The following is a 22,255-nucleotide window of genomic DNA, read 5'->3' on the forward strand; positions in this document are numbered from 1 at the left end:
GACTATGGCTCTTATAAAAAGCGTTCGGGGGTACACCCCCAAAATCGGAAACAATTGTTTCTTAGCAGATAATGCGACCCTTATAGGCGATGTTGTTTTAGGCAACGATTGCAGTATATGGTTCAACGCGGTTTTACGGGGAGACGTAAATTCCATTCATATCGGTAACCGGGTAAATATTCAAGACGGATCGGTACTTCACACTCTTTACCAAAAATCGACAATAGAAATCGGGAATGACGTCTCAATCGGACACAACGTCACCATACACGGAGCTACGATAAAAGACGGTGCTCTTATAGGTATGGGATCGGTGATACTCGATCATGCCATAGTGGGCGAAGGAGCTATTGTCGCCGCAGGGTCTGTTGTCTTAAGCAAAACAGAAATAAAACCGGGTGAATTATGGGGAGGTGCACCCGCTAAATTTATAAAAATGGTAGATCCTGAACAATCAAAAGAAATCAATCAAAAAATTGCAAAAAATTACTTGATGTATTCTGATTGGTATAAAACCGACGGGCAATCAAACAAGTAATCATTATCAATAGCCTGTTTTTAAGACTCTGTCTGAACTAAAACCTTAAAAACAGGCTACTTTTCGTTTTTTAGAAGATCTCCTGCTTCTCTTTCTAGAATACAGAATACTTTATAAACGTCCTTCATCAGCAAAACTATAATACCCGCTTTCACAAATAATCAGATGGTCGAGAACCCGAATATCTAAAAAAGACGCTGCAGAAACAATCTTAGCAGTCAACTCATAATCCGCCTGACTCGGAGTAGCATTGTTAGAAGGGTGATTGTGGCATAACATTATCGAGGATGCTTGCTGCAAAATCGCAGGTTTAAGAACCAATTTGACATCGACCAAGGTTGCAGCCGTTCCTCCTTGACTGATACGGATAATATCCAAAACCGTATTAGCTGCATTTAACAGCACAATCCAAAATTCTTCCTGAGGCAAGTCTACCATAGACGCATACATCAAATCATAAACATCCCTGCTACAAGTTATCTTGCGCCTTGTCAAGACATCCTCACTTTTCCTCCTACGCCCTAACTCTAATGCAGCAATAATGCTGATAGCTTTAGCTTCTCCTATACCCTCAAATTGTCCGGTAAGGTCTTGTACAGAAACTTTTCCCAAACGGTTCAGACTATTCCCCATATTATTCAAAATACGTTGCGATAATTCCACCGCAGTTTCCCTCCTATTTCCCGAACCTATCAAAATTGCGATCAGTTCGGCATTCGATAATGAGCGAATGCCCTTTAAAAGCATTTTTTCCCGAGGTCTATCTTCCAAAGCCCAATCGGTTATCACCATTTTATCTCTCATTTTCATCATATAGCAATAATAAATCAGAAACGAATATAGCCCTTTTTATATTCGTTCAAAAGAATCCGGAAATAAATTTCGGTCATACATATTTTTTTACGACATTTGCTCTTAAGACTTATTCAATAACACCTTTTATGAAAAAGAGAATATTAGTTACCGGAGGAGCCGGATTCATCGGTTCTCACTTATGTGAACGACTTTTAGACGAAGGCAATGAAGTAATATGTCTGGATAACTTTTTTACAGGGAGTAAAGAAAATATCGTTCATTTATTGAAAAATCCCTATTTCGAAGTCATTCGCCACGACATCACAACGCCTTATTATCTCGAAACCGACCAAATATACAATCTGGCTTGTCCGGCATCTCCCATACATTACCAATATGACCCTATTCAAACAATAAAAGCTTCTATATTAGGCTCTATAAATGTATTGGGAATTGCAAAAAAGACCGGAGCACGGGTCTTACAAGCCTCTACAAGCGAAGTTTACGGAGATCCCCAAATACATCCGCAAGTAGAAAGTTATTGGGGAAATGTCAATCCTATTGGTATTCGTTCTTGTTATGATGAAGGTAAACGCTGTGCCGAAACCTTATTTATGGATTATCACAGATGTAACAATGTGGATATTCGTATAATCCGTATATTCAACACCTACGGACCGAATATGCACCCGCAAGACGGTCGAGTAGTTTCTAATTTTATCGTCCAAGCTTTACAAGGAAAAGATTTGACAATTTACGGAAACGGATTGCAAACCCGCAGTTTTCAATACGTAAGCGATTTGGTAGAAGGCATGATTCGAATGATGGAAAATGAAAACTTTATCGGACCTGTCAATCTTGGAAATCCGGGAGAATTTACTATGCTCGAATTAGCAGAAAAGGTCATTCGCCTCACCGGGTCGAAATCAAAACTGGTATTCATGCCTCTTCCGGCAGATGACCCTACTCAAAGAAAACCCGATATCTCTTTGGCCAAAGAAAAGCTGAAGTGGAAACCAACAATTGCTTTAGAAGATGGTCTAAAAGAAACTATCGAATATTTCAAACGAATTCTATAACCCAAAGAATCTACATAGTAAAATCCCGAAAACATGAAATCCTCTCAAACGGAATGAATTCATTAATTCGGGATTTTTTATAATCGGATTCATACCGGCTCAGACCAACGCCCCTAAAATGTAAATCTCATGGAGAAACGGACTCCGTGTTTATTGATATGAGGATGATCCCGATAGGTCAGACGCCAGACATAATCAAGTCGAAGAAACTTAAAAATATTTTCTATCCCCACTCCGGCTTCCATATAAGGCATTTTCCCCATTACATAACTGCCTTCAGGGAATACGAACAATCCGTTTTCAGCTGTCGGGATATTTTTCTTACTCAAATCTCCATACCATCCTCGAAATGTTCCGACTTCTCTCCATTGCAGTTTTTTTAAGAACGGTATCCGATTGAATATCCAACCATTGGCATAATAGGTAACATCCCACGATACATATTGGTCATTCAAAAATTCCATGGCATTCATCTGGGTAAACGATTCCGGCTGAATCGTATATGAAAGATTCGCATTCGGAATAAGCAATAACGGGAACGGAACTTTATCCCAAACTTTTCCTGCCCGTAATATCACATCGGTATAACCGAATGCGGAAAACCAAAATCGTTTCTGAAACCCGAATTCCGTACAATTATACGAGTAATCACTACCCATCACTCCTTTATGCGCAACGATATGAGATAAAGTAAAAACCGGCATATCCAACGAAACCGGATAACGATATGATTTACTTTGATAATATTTTTCATTCGGTGCATATCGCAACCGCACCTCCAACTCTCCCATAGAATAGTCTTTCACCGGAGTATATTCTCCCTCTATCTCACTCATTTTCAAAAACGGGACAAAATTCGGCGTCGCATACTGAGTACGATAACGCAAAATTGCCTTATAAGAAAACCCCGAGTAAAATTCACGTGTATATTCCAAACGGGCATCTCGCAAATAGGTCACCCGACTATCTCTCTTACGTTTTACCGAAAGAAACACATTATCTTTATTCGTATATAAATAATGTTGTCCCAACTGATCTATATCATAATTATACGAGGCTTTCAGAGAATGTATAGGGAACTCATTCTGATGTTCCTTCTTCCGCAAAAATGAATATTCGACTTCAGCTAAATATTTCAATTTCTTATCTTTAGTTCCGTATGCCAAATAAGCTTTACCAAACCAATGCGGATTCAAATTCGCTGTAGTCATCCCGCCGACCCTAAATCGAGCACCCTCTAACGAGTTTCCACTGATTGTCGTATTCATCGGTCCTAAATCAATAAGATTTTTCTCTTTTCGGGTCGGTATATATCCTGCAACTAAAGCACCGATAACTTTCTCCGTATAATAAAAAGCCGGATAAGACCTCAACTGCGTCATCATTCGAGCAACGAGATTCTCCTTTCCCTGTAAAGGTTCATGCCGACGTTCTTTCCAAAAATCCTCTTTCCTCGACTCTGCTCCGTCTGCCAACTTTTCCTTTTCGGGAATACTAAATATCGACATATCTTCAGGAGGATCAAAGCTCTGGTCTTTAAATGTAACTAGCCTTCGAGCATGTATTCCGCTTTTACTGTTCGATTTTAATTTAAAATCCGTAGTCAAGAAATCCCTTTGAACCAGACGCGTCCCATCAGGAGCTCGCGTATAACTCTGGTCAATTTCCATATCCTCTACAAAATTCAGATTGATATTTGTCGATAAAAGCAAACGGGCTCTTTTTACAAACCACGTGGAATCTAAAGTTACCCACATCTGCCCGACAAATCCGAAAGATTCGGAATTTGCAGGAGCAAAAGACAATATCGCGCAGGAATCTCCCTCCAAAACCACTGTATCTGCCAAATAATATTTATAGAAAGATGGTCCTATTGACGATAAAGGACTTACAAATTTATTCGTAAACAAGGAAATATTATTTTTAAATAAGTCGACGTCCTTAAATGTCTCGTTCATCATCGCTTCCATACCTTGGGGAGATATAACCTCATCCATTCCAGAATGTTTTTTCCCCAGAATTATTGTTTTCTCGGTATGAGGAGATTTACGGAAATAGATTGTCTCGAGCTTTTCCCGTTCCGAAATATTCAATACCGGTTTCCGGGAAATATCGGACGAGTCTATATAAGCCGACAAGAAATCATACTTTTTCCCGGCAATTTTATTATTCTTAAAGTCATTTAAAGCAAAGGTAACCTTTTCATATCTCTCATAAGAATAATAATTATGTTGTCTTGGATCATTCTTCTCATTAGCTGCCATAACATTTTTCACAAAATCTACCGCAGGATTCCCTTTCCGTTTATACCGCTCTTTTTTGGGACGAACAACAACTTCCTTCAACTGATAGTCGGCTGGTCTCATTTGTATCTGCAAAGTCGTACTACTCCCCGACGTAAGTTTTACGGTTTTCTCAACATAACCGATAGCAGAAATAACAATTTCAGTAGATACTGAAGGACGTTTCAACACAAATCGACCGTCATCATCACTCCTTGTACCTGTTCCCGTACTTTTTACATACACAGAAGCATAGGAAACCGGTTCTCCGGAAATAGAATCGGTCACATATCCCGTCACGGTCTTCTGCGCTTGTACCGATACACCGAACAGCAGAAGAAACAACGTAACCAGATACGTGCGAATATTATCACAAAAAGATGAAAAACAAAAACCTCGAAACCTATTTAACCTTTCCATTTAAAACCATCTTTTTATCTTTTTCACCAACTCGGGCAAAGATAGAACAACAGATAGATATAAAAAAAGTTCTCTTTATCGCATTTAATAGTCCAAAAGCGACATTTTCAATAGAGATAAAGGGAATATTTGGAAAGAATAGGCGAAATAAATATCATTTTAAACATTAGCAGATAAAAAAACGAATATGTAATCTTCTTATTTCTTCTTATATAATCTCTCAAGGTCTGCATTCAGGTCTCCTGTCTGACGAAAAACTACTTTTTTAATAAATGCACTTAAAAAACCAATACCATATCCGCCTAACTGTATGATACTTGTCAAAACCGACAAACCCGCAATCCGTAAACTATGATTACAAACCAATGATTCAAAAAACAGAGCCAAAAAATATACAATCAACGGGAGTAACGCCCATATACAGAAAAATGACAATAAGATCAATATCAACGATCCAAGTACAAATGCCGCAGGTAAAAGATGAACGATCTTTAACGACTCCGGATGAAGCAAATATAAGTCAACACGAGCTCTCCCGAATACCGAAACCTGTCGATAAAACGATCGGAAACTCACACGACGTTTATGATATACAAATGCATCCCGAATCAGAACCGTATGAAAACCAGCTTTTTGAATTCGTAAACTCAAATCGATATCCTCGCCGAACATATCTTTAAAACCTCCCACTCGCTTATACACCTCTTTAGAGAAGCCCATATTAAATGTCCTCGGGGTAAACTTTTCCATACCCTTTTTCCCACCTCGAATACCTCCTGTAGTAAAAAATGAAGTCATAGAATAGCTGATCGCCTTTTGCAAATTACTAAAAGAAGTATGTGCCGCATCAGGCCCGCCGAAACAATCGACATAATCTTCCTCCAAGCGAGCTTTGACAATCTCGAAATAACGCTCGGGAATGATACAATCAGAATCAAAAAAAATCAAATATTCTCCCGAGGCTCTTTCCATTCCATAATTCCGAGTAAGACTACGCCCCGAATTTTCTTTATAGAAATAACAGATATTCAGATCTTTGTCAAACTCCTGAGCTACCGTATCACACCGATTGACAGAACCATCCTCAATTAAAAGAACCTCAAAATCTTTTAATGTCTGTTTGCTCAGACTTTCTAATAATTCCCGAACTTCATCCGGACGGTTATAAACCGGTATGATAACTGAAAAATACGGCATAGCATTATCTGTATTATGAGAAAGGACAAAGGTATGTATTTTTTAGTTTTATGTTAAAAAAACTCCTGAAATTATTTCTATCCGTTACGATGTTTCAAATACAAATCCAAACCGTGTTTCCGTAATTTACAAGCAGGGCATTCTCCGCAGCCATCAGCAGGGATACCGTTATAACAGGTCAATGTCTCATTCCGAACCAGATCGAAAACTCCTAATTCATCAGACAATCTCCATACGGACTCTTTATCTCTCCACATCAACGGAGTATGTATTTCAAAATGCGCATCCATCGCTAAATTAAGAGAGACGTTCAAAGATCGGACAAATGTATCCCGACAATCAGGATAACCGCTAAAATCAGCTTGTGACACACCCGTCACTAAATGCCGTATTCCTTTTTGAAATGCCTTAATAGCTGCAAATGTCAAAAAAACCATGTTGCGCCCAGGCACAAACGTATTCGGATAAGAATCTTCAGGCTTTTCTTTGTCCATTACCATACTGGAGTCTGTCAACGAATTATGGGTCAACTGACCTATCAAAGAAACATCAAGGACTTCAAACGGAACACCTGCTTCTGCCGCAATTTTACGGGCTACATCTACCTCTTTCACATGTTTCTGACCATAAATAAAACAGACAGCCTCGACCGATTCAAAATGCGACAACGCCCAAAACAGACAAGTAGTAGAATCCTGCCCTCCGGAAAAACAAACCAACGCAGTTTCTTTTTGCTTCATAACTTCTTATTGAATTTTAAAATAAAAACAGATTATATTCTTCCGGGATTATACGGACACGAGAAAGGAGTTCTTGTTTTTAACGTGGTAGCAAGCACACGGAAGATTTATATTCAGGGCACAAAAGTATAAAATTTTCTATACATTTTTATACAAGTCCCTGTTTTTGACACACAATCTAAGAAACTTTTGAGATTCTTCGAAAAAGTCTTTTCGTCCAAGTTTTTATATTTTCCATTTGTCTCAACAAAAAAACGATCCGGGACTTTTCACTACCGGATCGTTGCAATAATATATTAAATCTTTCTCAGACTTAACGGACACGTTCCATATATTCCCCTGTTCTCGTATCGATACGAATCGTTTCACCTGTATTAATGAACAAAGGAACACGGACTTCAGCACCGGTTTCTACGGTAGCCGGCTTTAAAGTATTCGTTGCAGTATCTCCCTTAATTCCCGGTTCGGTATAGGTAACTTGAAGTTCCACTTTTACCGGAAGCTCTGCAAACAATACCGTTTCGGTAGATGCATCCGAAACAACTTCTATCACCATTCCTTCTTTCAAGAAGTCAACGCCGGTAATAAGATCCTTATCGATAGTAACATCATCCCACGTTTCCTGATTCAGAAAATGATAATGATCTCCTTCATTGTAAGAAAACTGGAACGGACGGCGTTCTACACGAACATCTTCCAGTTTTTCACCGATATTAAAACGACGGTCAAGAACGCGTCCGCTTACTACCTCTTTCAGTTTGGTACGCATGAATGTATTTCCCTTTCCGGGTTTCACATGAAGAAATTCGATACAGTAGTACAATTTACCGTCTAAACGGATGCATGTTCCGTTCTTGATGTCTTGTGCATTAATCATATTTTTATCTATTTGAAATTATTGTTCGATTATGGACACTGATTTCCGGGTACAAAAATAATCTAAATCAGAAAAAAACGCAAAAGTTTTGTCTAAAAACCATTTATCCTTTGGTTTATTAAAAAAAAGTATCTATTTTTGCAGTCCGAATTTTGAAATAATAACGATAAAAAATATACGGCAATGAAAAGAACATTTCAACCTTCAAACAGAAAAAGAAAAAATAAACACGGTTTCCGTTCGAGAATGGCTACCGCAAACGGACGTCGCGTATTAGCTGCCCGTCGTGCTAAAGGCAGAAAAAAATTGACAGTATCTGACGAATATAACGGATAAACAATATTTTAAGGGAACTTCTCTTAAAAGGAAATTCTATTTTTAGACTTCTCCTAAAAACGCAACAGATTGTTTTTAATCTGTTGCGTTTTTTTGTAGAGTAAAAAATCATTTTATCCTTCTCTTCTTTTTATCTTTATAGTAAAGAAGATTCCAAGAGTTGTTTAAAGTTTTCTATTTTTGCATATTACAATTCCATAAAGATTAAATATGGCAACAAAACTTTCTGAAAAGAAAAAAGTATTAGTCGGGATGAGCGGAGGAATAGACAGTTCCGCCGTATGTATGCTGTTACAAGACCAAGGATACGAGGTTTTGGGAATAACACTGCGAATGTGGGATATTCCTTCTCATTTTTCCACTCCCGGACAAAAAGAACCCGACCACGTATTAGAAGCACGATCTTTAGCAGAAAGACTCGCCATCCCGCATTATACACTCGATGTAAGAGACGAATTCAGAAAAACGGTCGTACAATCTTTTATCGATGAATATCTACGAGCACGCACTCCTAATCCTTGTGTCATGTGTAATCTTTATTTCAAATGGAAATATCTGCTTGATGAGGCCGATCGGTTAGAATGTGATTACATTGCTACCGGACATTATGCACGCATAACCCAAAATATGAATAGGTATATTCTCGAAAAAGGCTTAGACCCGAAAAAAGATCAGTCATATTTTCTATGGAGACTCGGACAGAAAGAACTCTCCCGAACATTATTTCCTTTAGGAAATATCACAAAAGAAGAAATAAAAACATACGTTCTTCAAAAAGGGTTCAAAGAAAAAGTCGAAAAAAAAGAGAGCATGGAAGTATGCTTTATAGAGAATGACTATCGAGATTTTCTCTTGCAACAAATCCCTAACCTGAATGAAGTTATCGGCAAAGGTTTTTTCGTCGATAAGAAAGGAAAAAAGTTGGGACTGCATAAAGGCTTTCCGTTTTATACAATAGGCCAGAGAAAAGGTTTGGAAATAGCTCTCGGACATCCGGCCTATGTAATAAAAATAAATCCGTATAAAAATACGATCAGATTAGGTGATAAAGAAGATCTGCTGACTACCGAGATGCTTGTAGAATCTCCCGTTATAAACATCCCTATCGATCAAATATCCGACAGAGAGATTCAAATACGAATCCGTTACCGGAGTCCGGCAATTCGGGGAACTCTATTTTTTACAGATGACAACTATATAGTCGTTAAATTCAAAGAGCCTGTATCTGCCGTAACTCCAGGACAATCTGCTGTATTCTATTCCGGCAATCAGGTGATCGGCGGTGGAATAATTTCGGACCAACATAACTTAAAAAAACATACTCAGAATAAAACACAAGTCTGACATTTACAAAGCTTATATAATATGGCCATTCAAGATATATCTTTACACGAACTGAATTCTATGATTCGGGAAACACTGAATGACGGATTTCCTGAACGATACTGGGTCTCTGCCGAAATAAGCGAAGCAAGAGAAAATTATTCGGGACATTGTTATCTTGAATTTGCCGAAAAAGACAGTCGTTCAGGCCAAATTATTGCAAAGGCAAAAGGAATAATCTGGGCTTCTACATTCCTGATGTTGAAGCCTTATTTTGAAGAACAAACCGGAGAAATATTCAGAGCCGGTATAAAAGTTCTGGTTCAGGTCAGTATAGACTTTCATGAATTATACGGACTCACTTTGACCGTACATGATATAGACCCTTCATATACGTTAGGAGATATAGCTCGTCACAGAGCAGAGATTCTACGTCAATTGTCCGATGAAGGAGTAATCGACATGAATAAAGAACTGACATGGGCTTTTCCTCCACAACGTATTGCCGTAATATCCTCTCGAACGGCAGCAGGATATGGAGACTTTACAAACCAATTAAAGAACAATACCGAAGGGTATGTTTTTTACACCGTTCTCTTTCAAGCCGTCATGCAAGGCAATCAAGCAGAATCTTCCATTATCGCTGCATTAGAAAAAATTTATGAACAAGCGGATAATTTCGACGGTGTAGTCATTATCAGAGGTGGAGGAGCAACTTCAGAATTAAGCTGTTTCGATAGTTATTTGTTAGCTCAGCATATTGCTCAATTCCCGTTACCGATATTGACGGGTATAGGACACGATCGGGACGAAACCGTTATCGACAAAGTCGCTAACACACGAGTAAAAACACCCACCGCTGCTGCTGAATGGTTAATTTCCCAGACACAAAAGGCCGATGAACAACGAATATATCTTCGTGATACCATCGCTTTTCTATTGCAACAACGCATACTTAAAGAAGAAAAACTTCTCTCTACTGTCACTCAAGGAATCCCTCGTCTGCTCGATCAGCAAGTACAGGCAGAAAAAAACAGAATTCAAAAAATACAACAGGCTGTTATCCAGAAATCAAGCGAACAATTATTTAAGGAAAGAATCCATATTAATAACCTCTCTGTATTATTACCAAGAATCATCGAAAAATCTTTACCGCAGGAACGGTCGAAATTATCTCGGCTCGAACTTTTTCTTCGCCAAGCGATTTCTTATAAGATAAAAACAGAAAAACAGCATCTCGATATTCTCGGTAAAACAATAGATTTAACATCACCGGAACATATATTAAAACAGGGGTATAGCCTCACTTTAAAGTCAGGGAAAGTAATTCGCAGTATTTTAGAATTGCATCCGGGAGATAAAATCACAACCCTTTTCAAAGATGGAGAAAAAGAATCTATAATTATTTAAACTACAAAATATGGCTGAAAAGAAAAAACAAACTTATGCTCAAGCAATCGCCGAGCTCGAAGAAATTGTCGCCAAGCTGCAGAATAATGAATGTGAAATCGACGAACTGAAAACTTATACAAACCGGTCACTTTCTTTATTAAAATTCTGTAAAGATAAACTATTCGAAACAGATGAAGAAATAAAAAAAATGTTGGAAGAGCTCGATTCATAATATAGGAAATGCAAACTCAACAGTCTTTGCTATAATAAAGTATAGGAAATCAAAAAAAAGAGTTAATTTTGTCCCCTGATTTCAAAAAAACGATACTATGCCCGAAAGAAAAGTAAGAGTACGATTTGCTCCCAGTCCTACAGGAGCACTACATATCGGTGGAGTAAGAACCGCCCTTTATAATTATCTGTTTGCCAAACAGCACAATGGAGATATGATTCTTCGAATCGAAGATACCGACTCTCAACGATTTGTTCCCGGGGCTGAAGCTTACATCATAGAAGCTCTCGAATGGTTAGGAATAAAATTCGATGAGGGGGTCGGCTATGGAGGAAATCATGCCCCTTACCGCCAATCGGAACGTAAAGACATCTACCGGAAGTATGTAGAGCAACTTCTCTCTGACGGGAAAGCATATATAGCTTTTGATACGCCTGAAGAACTGGAAGCCAAAAGAAAAGAAATCCCGAACTTCCAATATGATGCCTCGACTCGGATGCAGATGCGGAACTCCCTGACGCTTCCGAAAGAGGAAATCGACAGACTGATCGCTGAGGGGAAACAATATGTTGTACGGTTCAAAGTAGAACCCGGAGAAGATGTTCACGTCAATGACCTTATACGAGGAGAAGTTATCATCAACTCATCTATTTTAGATGACAAGGTTCTATATAAATCGGCCGATAACTTGCCGACTTATCACCTCGCCAATATCGTCGATGACCATTTAATGGAAATTTCCCATGTCATACGCGGAGAAGAATGGCTACCGTCAGCGCCTCTGCATGTTTTATTATACAGAGCCTTCGGGTGGAAAGACTCCATGCCTGAATTCGCACATTTGTCTTTACTGCTGAAACCCGACGGAAATGGAAAACTGAGCAAACGTGACGGAGATCGTCTGGGATTTCCTGTTTTCCCGCTCGAATGGCATGATCCCAAAACCGGAGAGGTATCATCTGGTTATCGTGAAGCAGGATATCTGCCCGAAGCCGTAATAAATTTCCTTGCTCTATTGGGATGGAATCCTGGAAATGACCAAGAAATTCTTTCTATGGACGACTTGATCAAATTGTTTTCTCTTGAAAAATGCAGTAAAAACGGGGCAAAATTCGATTTCGAAAAAGGGAAATGGTTTAATCACAAATATATACAAAATAAAAGTAACGAAGAACTTACTGAATTATTCCTGCCGATTTTACAGGAAAAAGGGATATCTGCTGATCCTGCCAAAACAGCCAAAATCATAGGATTGGTAAAAGATCGTATCTCTTTTGTCAAAGAACTTTGGGCTCAAACTTCTTATTTCTTCATTGCCCCGGAAAGTTATGAAGAGAAGTCGGTAAAAAAACGATGGAAAGAAGATACCCCCGAGCAAATGAAAGAGTTGATCGAGATTCTCGAAAACATAACAGACTTTGCTTCGGAAGACACCGAAAAAATCGTGTTAGGTTGGATCACCGAAAACAATTATCACATGGGAAATGTCATGAATGCATTCAGACTGGCCGTAGTGGGTGAATGTAAAGGCCCTCACATGTTTGACATCACGACCATATTGGGAAAAGAAGAAACCATCAAACGGATAAAAAAAGCCATAGAAGTTCTCCAATGAAACACATTAAACGGAGTTTGATATTAACCATATTATCAGTCTTATCTTCAGGGATAATGGCTCAAGATATACTATGGGATGTCGATCTGACCGGATTTTTCGATAACCGAGAGTATAAATATCCGGGACAAACGTCACAGACATTTTTCGGAACCAGACTCTCACCGGAAATCGGGATAGGCGTTCTCAACAACAAACACCGGATTATGGTAGGCGGCAGCTGGATACAGCCGATGGGAGCAAAAAAAGACGAAGGCTCTCTTGACCTGACCGCATATTATCATTATGAAAGCCCCAAATTCAAGATGTCTTTCGGATCATTTGCCCGTACTCAACTGATAGAAACCCTTCCGGCATTTCTCCAATATGATTCTTTAACGATTTTTCGTCCGAATATCACAGGAGCTCTATTTCAATATATCGGACATAAAGGATACGGAGAAATCTATATAGACTGGCGGCAAATGCAAACCGAAAAACGTAGAGAAGCCTTTATTATAGTCGGAAGCGGACGTTGGCAACCCGGTATATTCTATGCCGGAGGAAACATCGTCATGAACCATCTTGCCCGCTCGAAAAATGCAACGGAAGGACAATCGGTTACCGATGATATGGTCGTACATCCTTATGTAGGACTAAACTTGACTCGGTTTGTCTCCCCTTTAGATTCTCTGACCATTCAATGCGGATACTTACTGAGCTTAGAACGCAATCGGGGTATAGGCACTTGGCATCATCCTCAAGGTATTACAGCGGAGATGCTGGCAGAATGGCGCTTTATCGGATTAAAAAACACATTCTATGCCGGAGGCAATCAACAGCCGTTTTATCCCCAGTTAGGTAGTCAGCTAAATCAAGGAGACCCCTTCTATCAGGCTAAATTATATAACCGTACCGACATCTATTTCTATTTTTTCCGGAACAGATTCGTAAATTGCATGGCATCGGTCAATTTCCATACGACACGCTCTCATGTAGACCTTCAACAACAATTGATCGTAAGATTCAATCTAAACAATGAAAGTTGGAAAAAAAGGAATGAACCGTCAGGAAAAAATCGATTGAAAAATATTTTATAATTCCATAAACACAAACTCCTTTCAAAGAAGTCTATTTCGTAATCATGAACATACTTTATAATTTCGGCATTTATACATACAAACAACTTGTCAATATTGCATCTTTTCGCAATCTCAAAGCTCGCAAGATGAAACAGGGACATAAAGAAATATTTCATTATCTTGCACAAAATGCCGATCCAGAAGGAGGATATATATGGATACACGCATCTTCACTCGGTGAGTTCGAACAAGGACGCCCTATAATCGAGGCAATAAAAGCTCATTATCCGGAACAAAAAATAGCCATAACCTTTTTCTCTCCATCCGGTTATGAAGTCAGGAAAAATTATTCTAAAGCAGACCTGATCTGCTATCTCCCTTTTGATCTGCCTAATAACGTCAACCGCTTTCTAAATATATTGAAACCCAAGCAAGCTATATTTATCAAATATGAATTCTGGGGAAATTATCTGAATGCTCTTGCAAAAAGAAATATTCCTACATACATTATTTCAGCGATATTCAGGCCTTCACAAATATTTTTTAGACCTTACGGAGGCTATTTCAGAAAAATATTGCAAAATTTTGAACACTTATACGTTCAAGATGAAAACTCAAAAAAACTTCTTAAAGACATAGGAATAACCAAAGTTTCGGTAACAGGCGATACCCGATTCGACCGCGTTTTAGAGATCCGCAGCCAAGCCAAAGAACTACCCCTTATCGAACAATTTTCAAAAGAGAAATTTACCCTGATCGCCGGGAGTTCATGGCCGAAAGACGAGGAAATATTCATAGACTATTTCAACCGGCATCCCGAGATGAAACTTATCATCGCACCTCACGAAATACATGAAGAACATATACAATTCATTCTATCTCGTTTAAACCGGACTACTATTCGGTATACACAGGCTGATGAAAAAAATATACAAAAAGCCGACTGCATTATCATAGACTGCTTCGGCCTGCTTTCCTCGATCTATCGTTACGGTCAAGTAGCTTATGTCGGAGGAGGATTCGGTGCAGGAATACATAATGTTCCGGAAGCTGCCGTATATAGTATTCCCGTCATTTTCGGGCCTAACCATAAAAAATTTAAGGAAGCTAAAGAACTCATTATTGCCGGAGGAGGATTCAGTATATCCAAATCAGAAGACTTCAAACTTGTGATGGACAGACTTCTTAAAAATAAAGAATTTTTATCTAAAGCAGGGATTACTGCGGGACAATATATTCAAAATAACTCCGGAGCTTCAAAAAAAATATTGAAAGAACTCTATCCTGAAATATAGAATTCGCATCCATTTCATCTCAACACCCAAAATCTGAAACATTACATTTCTTATTTTCACACGACCTTATATCAATAATTTTATAAAAAAACTTAAAACCCTATTTTTAAACATATTTGTCATATAGAGATATGTTTTTTTATTCAAAATTGCTATCTCTATATAGCATTTTTTCGTATTTTTGCACCGTATTCAAGATGCAAATTCAAATAAACCAACTTTATACTTCCTGACAACAATGGAATTAATGAATCAAATTATTGCGCGTGCTAAAGCTGATATGCAACGCATCGTTCTTCCGGAAGGAACTGAAGAACGGACTTTGAAGGCAGCAGATAAACTTATCGCTGACAAAGTAGCTCACATTACTTTAATCGGTAATCCTGCAGAGATCATGGCTTTAGCCGAAAAGCACGGATTGCAAAACATCGGAAACGCAATTATTGTAGATCCGAAAAATCATGAAAGAAAAGAAGAATATGCCAACTTGTTATTCGAGCTCCGCAAAAAGAAAGGAATGACAGAAGAACAAGCTGCAAAACAAGTTGAAGATCCGCTTTTCCTTGCTGCATTGATGATCAAAAGCGGTCATGCAGACGGAGAAGTCGCCGGAGCACAAAATACCACAGGCAATGTTTTACGCGCAGCATTCCAAATCGTAAAAACAGCTCCCGGAGTCAGTGTTGTATCGGGAGCTTTCCTAATGTTCCTGCCGAACAAAAACTACGGAGAAAATGGTATTATGGTATTCGCCGATTGTGCCGTATTACCTAATCCCAATGCCGAAGAGCTCGCCCAAATAGCAGTTTCGACAGGACACACGACCCGAACTCTTGCCGGATTTGAACCTCGCATAGCCATGTTGAGCTTCTCTACCAAAGGCAGTGCAAAACATGAAATGGTAGATAAAGTAGTAGAAGCCACCCGTATCGCAAAAGAAATGGACTCTTCGTTAAAAATAGACGGAGAATTACAAGCCGATGCAGCAATCGTTCCCGCAGTAGGAATGTCTAAAGCTCCGGATAGTGAGATAGCAGGAAATGCCAATGTCCTCGTATTTCCTTCTTTAGAGACAGGAAATATTACCTATAAACTCGTACAGCGTCTTGCCGGAGCAGAAGCTGTCGGACCGATTCTTCAAGGTATTGCCGCACCGATTAATGACCTGTCACGCGGATGTTCTGTCGAAGACATCTATAAAATGGTAGCTATCACAGCCAACCAAGCTATTGGAATGAAAAAATAACCTATAAATCAAAGGAAATGAAAGTTTTAGTTCTGAACTGCGGTTCATCATCTATCAAATACAAGCTATTCGATACCCAGACCAAGGATATTCTCGCTCAAGGAGGAATCGAAAAAATAGGATTAAAAGGTTCTTTTTTAAAATTCACACTTCCTTCCGGAGAAAAAGTTATTCTTGAAAAGGATATTCCCGAACATACTGTAGGTATTGAATTTATATTGGAAACCCTTTCCGGTGCAAAATACGGCTGTATAAAATCGCTCGATGAAATAGAAGCTGTCGGTCACCGAGTAGTACACGGCGGAGAAAAATTCAACCAATCGGTATTGATCGATAAAGAAGTCAAAGCAAAAATCATCGAGTGTATAGACATCGCTCCATTGCACAATCCGGCAAATCTCAAAGGTATCGATGCGGTAGAAAAGATACTACCCAAAGTACCTCAAGTAGCGGTATTCGACACAGCATTCCATCAAACCATGCCTAAGCATGCATATATGTATGCCCTTCCGTACGAAATGTATGAAAAATACGGTATCCGACGCTACGGATTCCACGGAACCAGTCACCGCTATGTATCTCGTCGAGCATGTGAATTTTTAGGAGTTCCTTACGAAAATCAACGCATCATTACTTGCCATATCGGTAATGGAGGTTCTATCACAGCAATAAAAGACGGTAAATCAATAGATACGTCTATGGGACTTACTCCGGTAGAAGGCTTGATGATGGGAACACGATGTGGAGATGTAGACGCCGGAGCTCTATCTTTTATTATGGAAAAGGAAAATCTCGATGCACACGGACTTTCTACATTGGTCAACAAAAAAAGCGGTGTAATGGGAATATCCGGTGTTTCATCCGATATGCGTGAAATAGAGGCTGCAATAGCTCAAGGCAATGAACGGGCAAAACTTGCTCTACAGATGTATGATTACCGAATTGCAAAATATATAGGAGCTTATACAGCAGTGTTAGGTGGAGTAGACATCATCGTATTCACAGGAGGTGTCGGAGAAAACCAAACCGTAACTCGTGCGACAGTGTGCCGTCAACTCGAATTTATGGGTGTGAAAATCGATGAAGAACTGAATAGTACTATTCACGGAAAAGAAGCGGATTTATCAGCCCCTGATTCGAAAGTAAAAGTCGTTGTAATTCCTACAGACGAAGAATACATGATCGCATCCGATACACAAGCAATTCTCTCAAACCGTTAATTATAAAAACTACTGTAAAAAAACTGTGGCTTTTTATAGAGTCACAGTTTTTTTATTCTCTTTACTTTCATCAATAGCAAGATCGAGGTCAATATTTTTTTCGATGTTCTACAACAATATATTGACCGAAAACTTTGGATTTTCAGCATTTTATCCTTAATTTGCAAGTCATATTTATAATCCAAATACAAATAATATATCATGACTAACCTGACCGAAATTGTGGACAAATTCCGTATTGACGGTATTGTAAAAAGTATTGATCCCCTAGGAAGCGGATTAATTAACGATACTTATAAAATAACGACACAATCGTCTGACACGGACGACTACGTTCTTCAACGGATCAACCATGCTATTTTTAAAGATGTAGATCTTTTACAAAAAAACATTGTTGCCATAACTGATCATATCCGCAAAAAACTGATCGAGAAAGGAGAAACGGACATCAAACGCAAAGCACTACAAGTTATTCCGACTAAGGATGGAAAACTGTATTATTTCGATGGAAACAACTATTGGAGAATTACAGTATTAATTCCTCAATCAAAAACTTATGAAACCGTAAATCCAGAGTTCTCCTATTATACAGGCAAAGCATTCGGAGAATTTCAAGCAATGCTCGTCGATCTTCCAGAACCTTTAGGCGAGACAATCCCCAAATTCCATGATCTGGAATTCCGACTTGAAAGTTTCAAGGAAGCCATCGCTTCAAATAAATCGGGTCGTTTGGAAAAAGTTCAATGGATGGTAGATGAGCTGCTAAAACGAAGTGATGAAATGTGCAAAGCCGAACGTCTTTACAGAGAAGGGAAACTTCCCAAAAGAATTACTCATTGCGACACGAAAGTCAACAATATGTTATTCGATGAAAACGGGAAAGTACTTTGTGTTATCGACCTTGACACTACAATGCCGGGGTTCGTACTCTCCGACTTCGGGGATTTTATCCGTACTGCCGGTAACACCGGTAAAGAAGATGACAAAAATCTGGATAATGTAAATCTCAATATGGACATTTTCAGATCTTTCGCAAAAGGCTATATCGAAAGTGCCCGGTCATTTCTACTTCCGATAGAAATAGAAAATCTTCCATACGGAGCTAAATTACTTACCTATATGCAGACTGTACGCTTCCTGACCGATTATATTGACGGAGACTGCTATTATAAAATCCAATATCCCGAGCACAACTGGCAACGGTCTCAGGCCCAATTCAAACTTTTGCAAAGTATCGAAGAACACGAGAAAGAGATGCAAAATTACATTCAAAGTCTGATTTAAATTTTAGAACCAAACACATAACACAAGAGAGAGCCGCTTTTTCTTAAAGCGGCTCTCTGTTAAGTACGGGTTGAAACAATACCCCAATCTCAACCATTTCCCGTACTATTCTTTATAACATCACTTTGTGACGCACATTCCCTCCAGAAGTTTCGACCGAAACGATATAACAACCTTCCGGCAATTCAAAATAACGAACTCCGGCATTTTTTTCAGTTTCTTCTATCATCCGACCTTGCAGGGTATATATCCGAACTCGGGCGGCGTCACTATTCACACACAATTTTCCATTCGAACCGAATACTCGGATACTCCGGAATTCAGTCTTATCATTGGCTAAAAGAGCTTCGTTTTCTAATCTGAAAGTAACCGGAATACCATACTGGCAAGTAATTTCCAATCGGGTATTACCTTCTGTAGAAGCCGACATTACAGATACCTTATCATTATCTCCAACCAAAGACCATTCTCCTTTCAGTTCAAATGCATGAGTCACCGGACGACTCGGATCAGAAGTCGTATAATCGATAGTCTCTATATTAAGATTAGGATCGCATACACTCATATCGACTTGACCATCCACATCCGGAGCTCCGATCATGGCCATAACTTCACCGGTTGCATTTACAATATAATCATCATTATCGAGAGTCGTTTCTTCAAAAAACGCATAGCCTGTCACACCTGTTTCACGGTCATATACAATATGAGCCTTATCGTCTTTACGAAGAAGATCATAAGGTTGATAACCTTCAGCTTTTAATGCAACTATTTCCGAATCATCCGGTTGTATGGTAATCAAGTATTCATAAGAAGCATCTGAAGGTGCCGCACCGTGATCGATATATGCAGAAGCGAATTTGCCTTCGGTTGCGGCCTTGGTCTTGTTATTTACAGACGTCTGCAGGCCCTTAGTAACAATAACTTTTAAAGGTTCTTTTACCTGATAATAATTACCTGTCTGATCCTTGAAAATCATACCGTCTGCATTTTGTACCGTAGTGTTGATCGTTGCATCTGTCGAAACGGTATTATTCCATTCTACCGCTTCGTCATCGCTCAAAATAGCATGTTGAAAAAGCGTAGTCTCCGTATTAGAAGCACTTTCGGAGTTCGTTATTCCTGTCCCGATGCACACGATACGATTATCGAAACAAAAAGCTGATTTACGAGCAGTGAAATCGGGTGTAAAGTTTTTATGTGACGGTTCTTTCAACTTAATGACAAACATCCCGCAAGTCCCGTTCAAATTATTGCTACCCGCAAATGTTTCATCCTGCTTCAACGTCGCATCAGTATATGGAGAATTCAATGCCGACCAACTTTTATGAATCGTTGTCGTTCCCGGTAACCGATTCCAATCCCATCCGTCTTCCAGAAAACGGCTGTCCGCCTCGGTTACAGGGTCTCCACTATCTAAAATTTGTATCGATCCATAACTTTGATAACGGCCATAACGATTATTAGAATAATATATTTCCGCACCCCAGACATACCGGTTAAAGCCTTTTAAGGAAACCATCCATTCTCCTCCCCTAAATACTCCTTGAGCTGCATGATTATAAGTAAAGAAGCCCTGCATAGGATCGGCCTTTTCTATTCCCAGTGCCGTAAATTTCTTTTTCATATTATTCATAGCGGTAGTAGCTGTAGCCGTCTCATAAATGCGTAAGAAATTAGAAGCGAGATCTTTGTCAACAGTTTCTCCATCTACTGCCAAATAGGCAAATGCATTGATATTTTTCGATTTTATAGAACACTCGTTCGGGTTAAACGGGTGTCGTCCGCAAACGCCTATACCCCATTCTTTTACATTACAATAAGAAGCCATTGCCATAAATGCCTGTTTCAAAATAGCTCGAGCCGAAGCATCCAATGTAAAAGATGTCCCGTTCACATAATTGGCATAATCACCCAATATACCAAAAGCAGAAGAGGCGTAATCGGGATAATGAGCTCCGTGGTGAAATGCTGTTCCGTCCGGTTTAATACCTCCGATAGTTCCGGGTGTATAGCACATCGATCCGTTAGTCCATTCAGACAAACCCTTAACAGCTCGGAATCGCTCGGTCTCATCCTCGATCATCAATGCCGCATAAAGTCTCGGCAAATGCAAAGTGTACCAAGTATCGACCAACTCATCCCGATTTATATCATAAGGCTGACGGGTCTCTGCCAATCCACTCCAATATTGAATTAATTGCAACGCCTCATCCCAACGACTTTCAGACTTAAGATAATCTTTCATCATCCACACGGCTTTAGGCATATCCCGGTTAAAATAACCGAAATGGTGATTTGTCCCCATACCGCTTCCATAAGCATACCCTTGATCCAAAGCATAATCGAACACCAACATAAAATTCTCGGCTGCCGATGAATTTCCATTAAAGTAATAATCCATAGCAAAACCGAGCATCATATCATTCACATCCTGACACCCGATATCTCCAGACTCTTTTTCCTGATCTGTGTACAAAGGTTTTCCCGAAATAAAACCGGTAGAAACATCCCGCTTAATTCCCGCAGCAGAAAGTTTCGAAGATGCATTCGCAATAGTAGTATTGTTCACCTTACCGAATAAAGCAGTTTGTACCGTAGTAGTCATCTCACGCAATTCGGCCAACTCCGACGTTGTAGGAACAAGATCTTTCAATTCATCCGAATACGAAAATTGTTCCCACTCCCACAACCGTCCCCAGTGCCAAAAATCACGGGTAAGGAAACGATTATTTTTCGGAATTTGAGCATCCGGAGTAGCTTGTTTGTTTATATTACTCGAAAAGTCCCAACGGTCAAAATAAAGCGTACCGCTTTCTACCCCTTCCGGAGCTTTTATCGTTAATTCGTCAATATCTTGTTGCGTCGGCTGCACATCATCCGACTCTCCGGGCACCCACATATCCGAAAAGGCTATCCAGCAAGCACGCCAGCCTGTAAAATTTAAATTAAAGTCAAATGTATATACCCGCACCGTCTTATTCCTAAATATAAATTGCAACGATTTTCCGGGCATTGCCTTCGGAGAATAGATCCACATTCGCAAACCGCCCCGATTACTGAATGCCTTAATCGCATACGGAATATTTACCTCATCATTTACTCGGAAAAGCGCTCCGGTAGCCGTCCAATCCCAACGAAGAGATTTTGTTCCCATTTTGGCATGGTCGGACGAAACAGATAACGTTCCTTTTTGTATATCGTTGATAGTTGTCGGAATCACTCCGTCCTCAAAATCATATTGTATCCCATAGACAGATACGGAGAATATAAAAACAAAAAACGAAATAAATATTTTTTTCATGAGTAAGGGGTGTTTTTAC

The 22,255-nt window shown here is 39.3% G+C and carries 18 protein-coding genes; 12 read left to right on the top strand and 6 right to left on the bottom strand.

Going from position 1 to position 22,255, the window contains the following annotated elements; genetic code table 11:
• The first annotated feature begins 4 nt into the window (after positions 1–4).
• Positions 5–538 carry a gamma carbonic anhydrase family protein gene (locus QUE35_RS07580; protein WP_022603087.1) on the top strand — a complete coding sequence of 178 codons (534 nt, stop codon included), beginning with the start codon at positions 5–7 and terminating at the stop codon, positions 536–538.
• Between the two features lie 111 nt (positions 539–649).
• Here QUE35_RS07580 and radC read toward each other — a convergent pair whose 3' ends face one another.
• Positions 650–1,351 carry a RadC family protein gene (radC, locus tag QUE35_RS07585; RefSeq protein ID WP_022603086.1) on the bottom strand — a complete coding sequence of 234 codons (702 nt, stop codon included), beginning with the start codon at positions 1,349–1,351 and terminating at the stop codon, positions 650–652.
• A gap of 128 nt (positions 1,352–1,479) precedes the next feature.
• On the opposite strand from radC, the gene QUE35_RS07590 reads away from it, so the two are divergent.
• A complete protein-coding gene (locus QUE35_RS07590; protein WP_022603085.1) occupies positions 1,480–2,412 on the top strand; it encodes a UDP-glucuronic acid decarboxylase family protein in 933 nt (310 codons plus the stop codon).
• 113 nt (positions 2,413–2,525) lie between these two features.
• Here the strand turns inward: QUE35_RS07590 and QUE35_RS07595 are convergent, their stop codons facing one another.
• The 4 genes from QUE35_RS07595 to efp all read right to left on the bottom strand — a co-directional run bounded on the left by QUE35_RS07595 (position 2,526) and on the right by efp (position 7,928).
• Positions 2,526–5,114, bottom strand: a complete 2,589-nt coding sequence (locus tag QUE35_RS07595; RefSeq protein WP_022603084.1) for a DUF5686 and carboxypeptidase-like regulatory domain-containing protein — start codon at positions 5,112–5,114, stop codon at positions 2,526–2,528.
• Positions 5,115–5,312: 198 nt separating this feature from the next.
• On the bottom strand, positions 5,313–6,350 hold the full coding sequence (locus QUE35_RS07600; RefSeq protein WP_489696397.1) for a glycosyltransferase family 2 protein: 1,038 nt from the start codon (positions 6,348–6,350) through the stop codon (positions 5,313–5,315).
• Between the two features lie 38 nt (positions 6,351–6,388).
• On the bottom strand, positions 6,389–7,051 hold the full coding sequence (queC, locus tag QUE35_RS07605; protein ID WP_009318017.1) for a 7-cyano-7-deazaguanine synthase QueC: 663 nt from the start codon (positions 7,049–7,051) through the stop codon (positions 6,389–6,391).
• A 313-nt stretch (positions 7,052–7,364) separates the two neighbouring features.
• A complete protein-coding gene (gene efp, locus QUE35_RS07610) occupies positions 7,365–7,928 on the bottom strand; it encodes an elongation factor P (RefSeq protein ID WP_009318018.1) in 564 nt (187 codons plus the stop codon).
• A gap of 183 nt (positions 7,929–8,111) precedes the next feature.
• On the opposite strand from efp, the gene rpmH reads away from it, so the two are divergent.
• The 10 genes from rpmH (at position 8,112) to QUE35_RS07660 (ending at position 18,932) form a co-directional block, all read left to right on the top strand.
• Positions 8,112–8,264 (top strand): 50S ribosomal protein L34, encoded by a 153-nt coding sequence (gene rpmH / locus QUE35_RS07615; protein ID WP_009318019.1) that lies wholly within the window; start codon positions 8,112–8,114, stop codon positions 8,262–8,264.
• Positions 8,265–8,474: 210 nt separating this feature from the next.
• Positions 8,475–9,608, top strand: coding sequence for a tRNA 2-thiouridine(34) synthase MnmA (mnmA, locus tag QUE35_RS07620; protein WP_022603083.1), 1,134 nt, complete (start codon positions 8,475–8,477; stop codon positions 9,606–9,608).
• 21 nt (positions 9,609–9,629) lie between these two features.
• Positions 9,630–10,997, top strand: a complete 1,368-nt coding sequence (xseA, locus tag QUE35_RS07625; protein WP_009318021.1) for an exodeoxyribonuclease VII large subunit — start codon at positions 9,630–9,632, stop codon at positions 10,995–10,997.
• Between the two features lie 10 nt (positions 10,998–11,007).
• The gene (gene xseB, locus QUE35_RS07630) at positions 11,008–11,211 is read left to right on the top strand and encodes an exodeoxyribonuclease VII small subunit (protein ID WP_009318023.1); all 204 of its coding nucleotides are present in this window, start codon (positions 11,008–11,010) and stop codon (positions 11,209–11,211) included.
• A 97-nt stretch (positions 11,212–11,308) separates the two neighbouring features.
• Positions 11,309–12,826, top strand: coding sequence for a glutamate--tRNA ligase (gltX, locus tag QUE35_RS07635; protein WP_022603082.1), 1,518 nt, complete (start codon positions 11,309–11,311; stop codon positions 12,824–12,826).
• Positions 12,823–13,905, top strand: a complete 1,083-nt coding sequence (locus QUE35_RS07640) for a lipid A deacylase (RefSeq protein WP_031258961.1) — start codon at positions 12,823–12,825, stop codon at positions 13,903–13,905. Before gltX ends, QUE35_RS07640 begins: the two co-directional genes overlap by 4 nt.
• 50 nt (positions 13,906–13,955) lie before the next feature.
• The gene (locus QUE35_RS07645) at positions 13,956–15,182 is read left to right on the top strand and encodes a 3-deoxy-D-manno-octulosonic acid transferase (RefSeq protein WP_031258960.1); all 1,227 of its coding nucleotides are present in this window, start codon (positions 13,956–13,958) and stop codon (positions 15,180–15,182) included.
• A gap of 238 nt (positions 15,183–15,420) precedes the next feature.
• Entirely contained in the window at positions 15,421–16,428 is a 1,008-nt protein-coding gene (gene pta, locus QUE35_RS07650; RefSeq protein WP_022603079.1) for a phosphate acetyltransferase, read from the top strand.
• A gap of 17 nt (positions 16,429–16,445) precedes the next feature.
• Positions 16,446–17,648: an acetate kinase gene (locus QUE35_RS07655; protein ID WP_022603078.1), complete on the top strand. Its 1,203-nt coding sequence runs from the start codon at positions 16,446–16,448 to the stop codon at positions 17,646–17,648.
• A gap of 201 nt (positions 17,649–17,849) precedes the next feature.
• On the top strand, positions 17,850–18,932 hold the full coding sequence (locus tag QUE35_RS07660; RefSeq protein ID WP_286260534.1) for a phosphotransferase enzyme family protein: 1,083 nt from the start codon (positions 17,850–17,852) through the stop codon (positions 18,930–18,932).
• A 112-nt stretch (positions 18,933–19,044) separates the two neighbouring features.
• Here QUE35_RS07660 and QUE35_RS07665 read toward each other — a convergent pair whose 3' ends face one another.
• Complete coding sequence (locus QUE35_RS07665) at positions 19,045–22,236, bottom strand: chondroitinase family polysaccharide lyase (RefSeq protein WP_022603073.1); 3,192 nt, start codon at positions 22,234–22,236, stop codon at positions 19,045–19,047.
• Positions 22,237–22,255 lie beyond the last annotated feature (19 nt).

Origin of the sequence: Coprobacter fastidiosus, from assembly GCF_030296935.1 — a bacterium.
Lineage (GTDB): Bacteria > Bacteroidota > Bacteroidia > Bacteroidales > Coprobacteraceae > Coprobacter > Coprobacter fastidiosus.

Bases quoted from the DNA above. Each gene is read 5' to 3' on its own strand.
- QUE35_RS07580 (WP_022603087.1), top strand. From the start codon at position 5: ATGGCTCTTATAAAAAGCGTTCGGGGGTACACCCCCAAAATCGGAAAC.
- radC (WP_022603086.1), bottom strand. From the start codon at position 1,351: ATGATGAAAATGAGAGATAAAATGGTGATAACCGATTGGGCTTTGGAA.
- QUE35_RS07590 (WP_022603085.1), top strand. From the start codon at position 1,480: ATGAAAAAGAGAATATTAGTTACCGGAGGAGCCGGATTCATCGGTTCT.
- QUE35_RS07595 (WP_022603084.1), bottom strand. From the start codon at position 5,114: ATGGAAAGGTTAAATAGGTTTCGAGGTTTTTGTTTTTCATCTTTTTGT.
- queC (WP_009318017.1), bottom strand. From the start codon at position 7,051: ATGAAGCAAAAAGAAACTGCGTTGGTTTGTTTTTCCGGAGGGCAGGAT.
- efp (WP_009318018.1), bottom strand. From the start codon at position 7,928: ATGATTAATGCACAAGACATCAAGAACGGAACATGCATCCGTTTAGAC.
- rpmH (WP_009318019.1), top strand. From the start codon at position 8,112: ATGAAAAGAACATTTCAACCTTCAAACAGAAAAAGAAAAAATAAACAC.
- mnmA (WP_022603083.1), top strand. From the start codon at position 8,475: ATGGCAACAAAACTTTCTGAAAAGAAAAAAGTATTAGTCGGGATGAGC.
- xseA (WP_009318021.1), top strand. From the start codon at position 9,630: ATGGCCATTCAAGATATATCTTTACACGAACTGAATTCTATGATTCGG.
- xseB (WP_009318023.1), top strand. From the start codon at position 11,008: ATGGCTGAAAAGAAAAAACAAACTTATGCTCAAGCAATCGCCGAGCTC.
- gltX (WP_022603082.1), top strand. From the start codon at position 11,309: ATGCCCGAAAGAAAAGTAAGAGTACGATTTGCTCCCAGTCCTACAGGA.
- QUE35_RS07640 (WP_031258961.1), top strand. From the start codon at position 12,823: ATGAAACACATTAAACGGAGTTTGATATTAACCATATTATCAGTCTTA.
- pta (WP_022603079.1), top strand. From the start codon at position 15,421: ATGGAATTAATGAATCAAATTATTGCGCGTGCTAAAGCTGATATGCAA.
- QUE35_RS07655 (WP_022603078.1), top strand. From the start codon at position 16,446: ATGAAAGTTTTAGTTCTGAACTGCGGTTCATCATCTATCAAATACAAG.
- QUE35_RS07660 (WP_286260534.1), top strand. From the start codon at position 17,850: ATGACTAACCTGACCGAAATTGTGGACAAATTCCGTATTGACGGTATT.
- QUE35_RS07665 (WP_022603073.1), bottom strand. From the start codon at position 22,236: ATGAAAAAAATATTTATTTCGTTTTTTGTTTTTATATTCTCCGTATCT.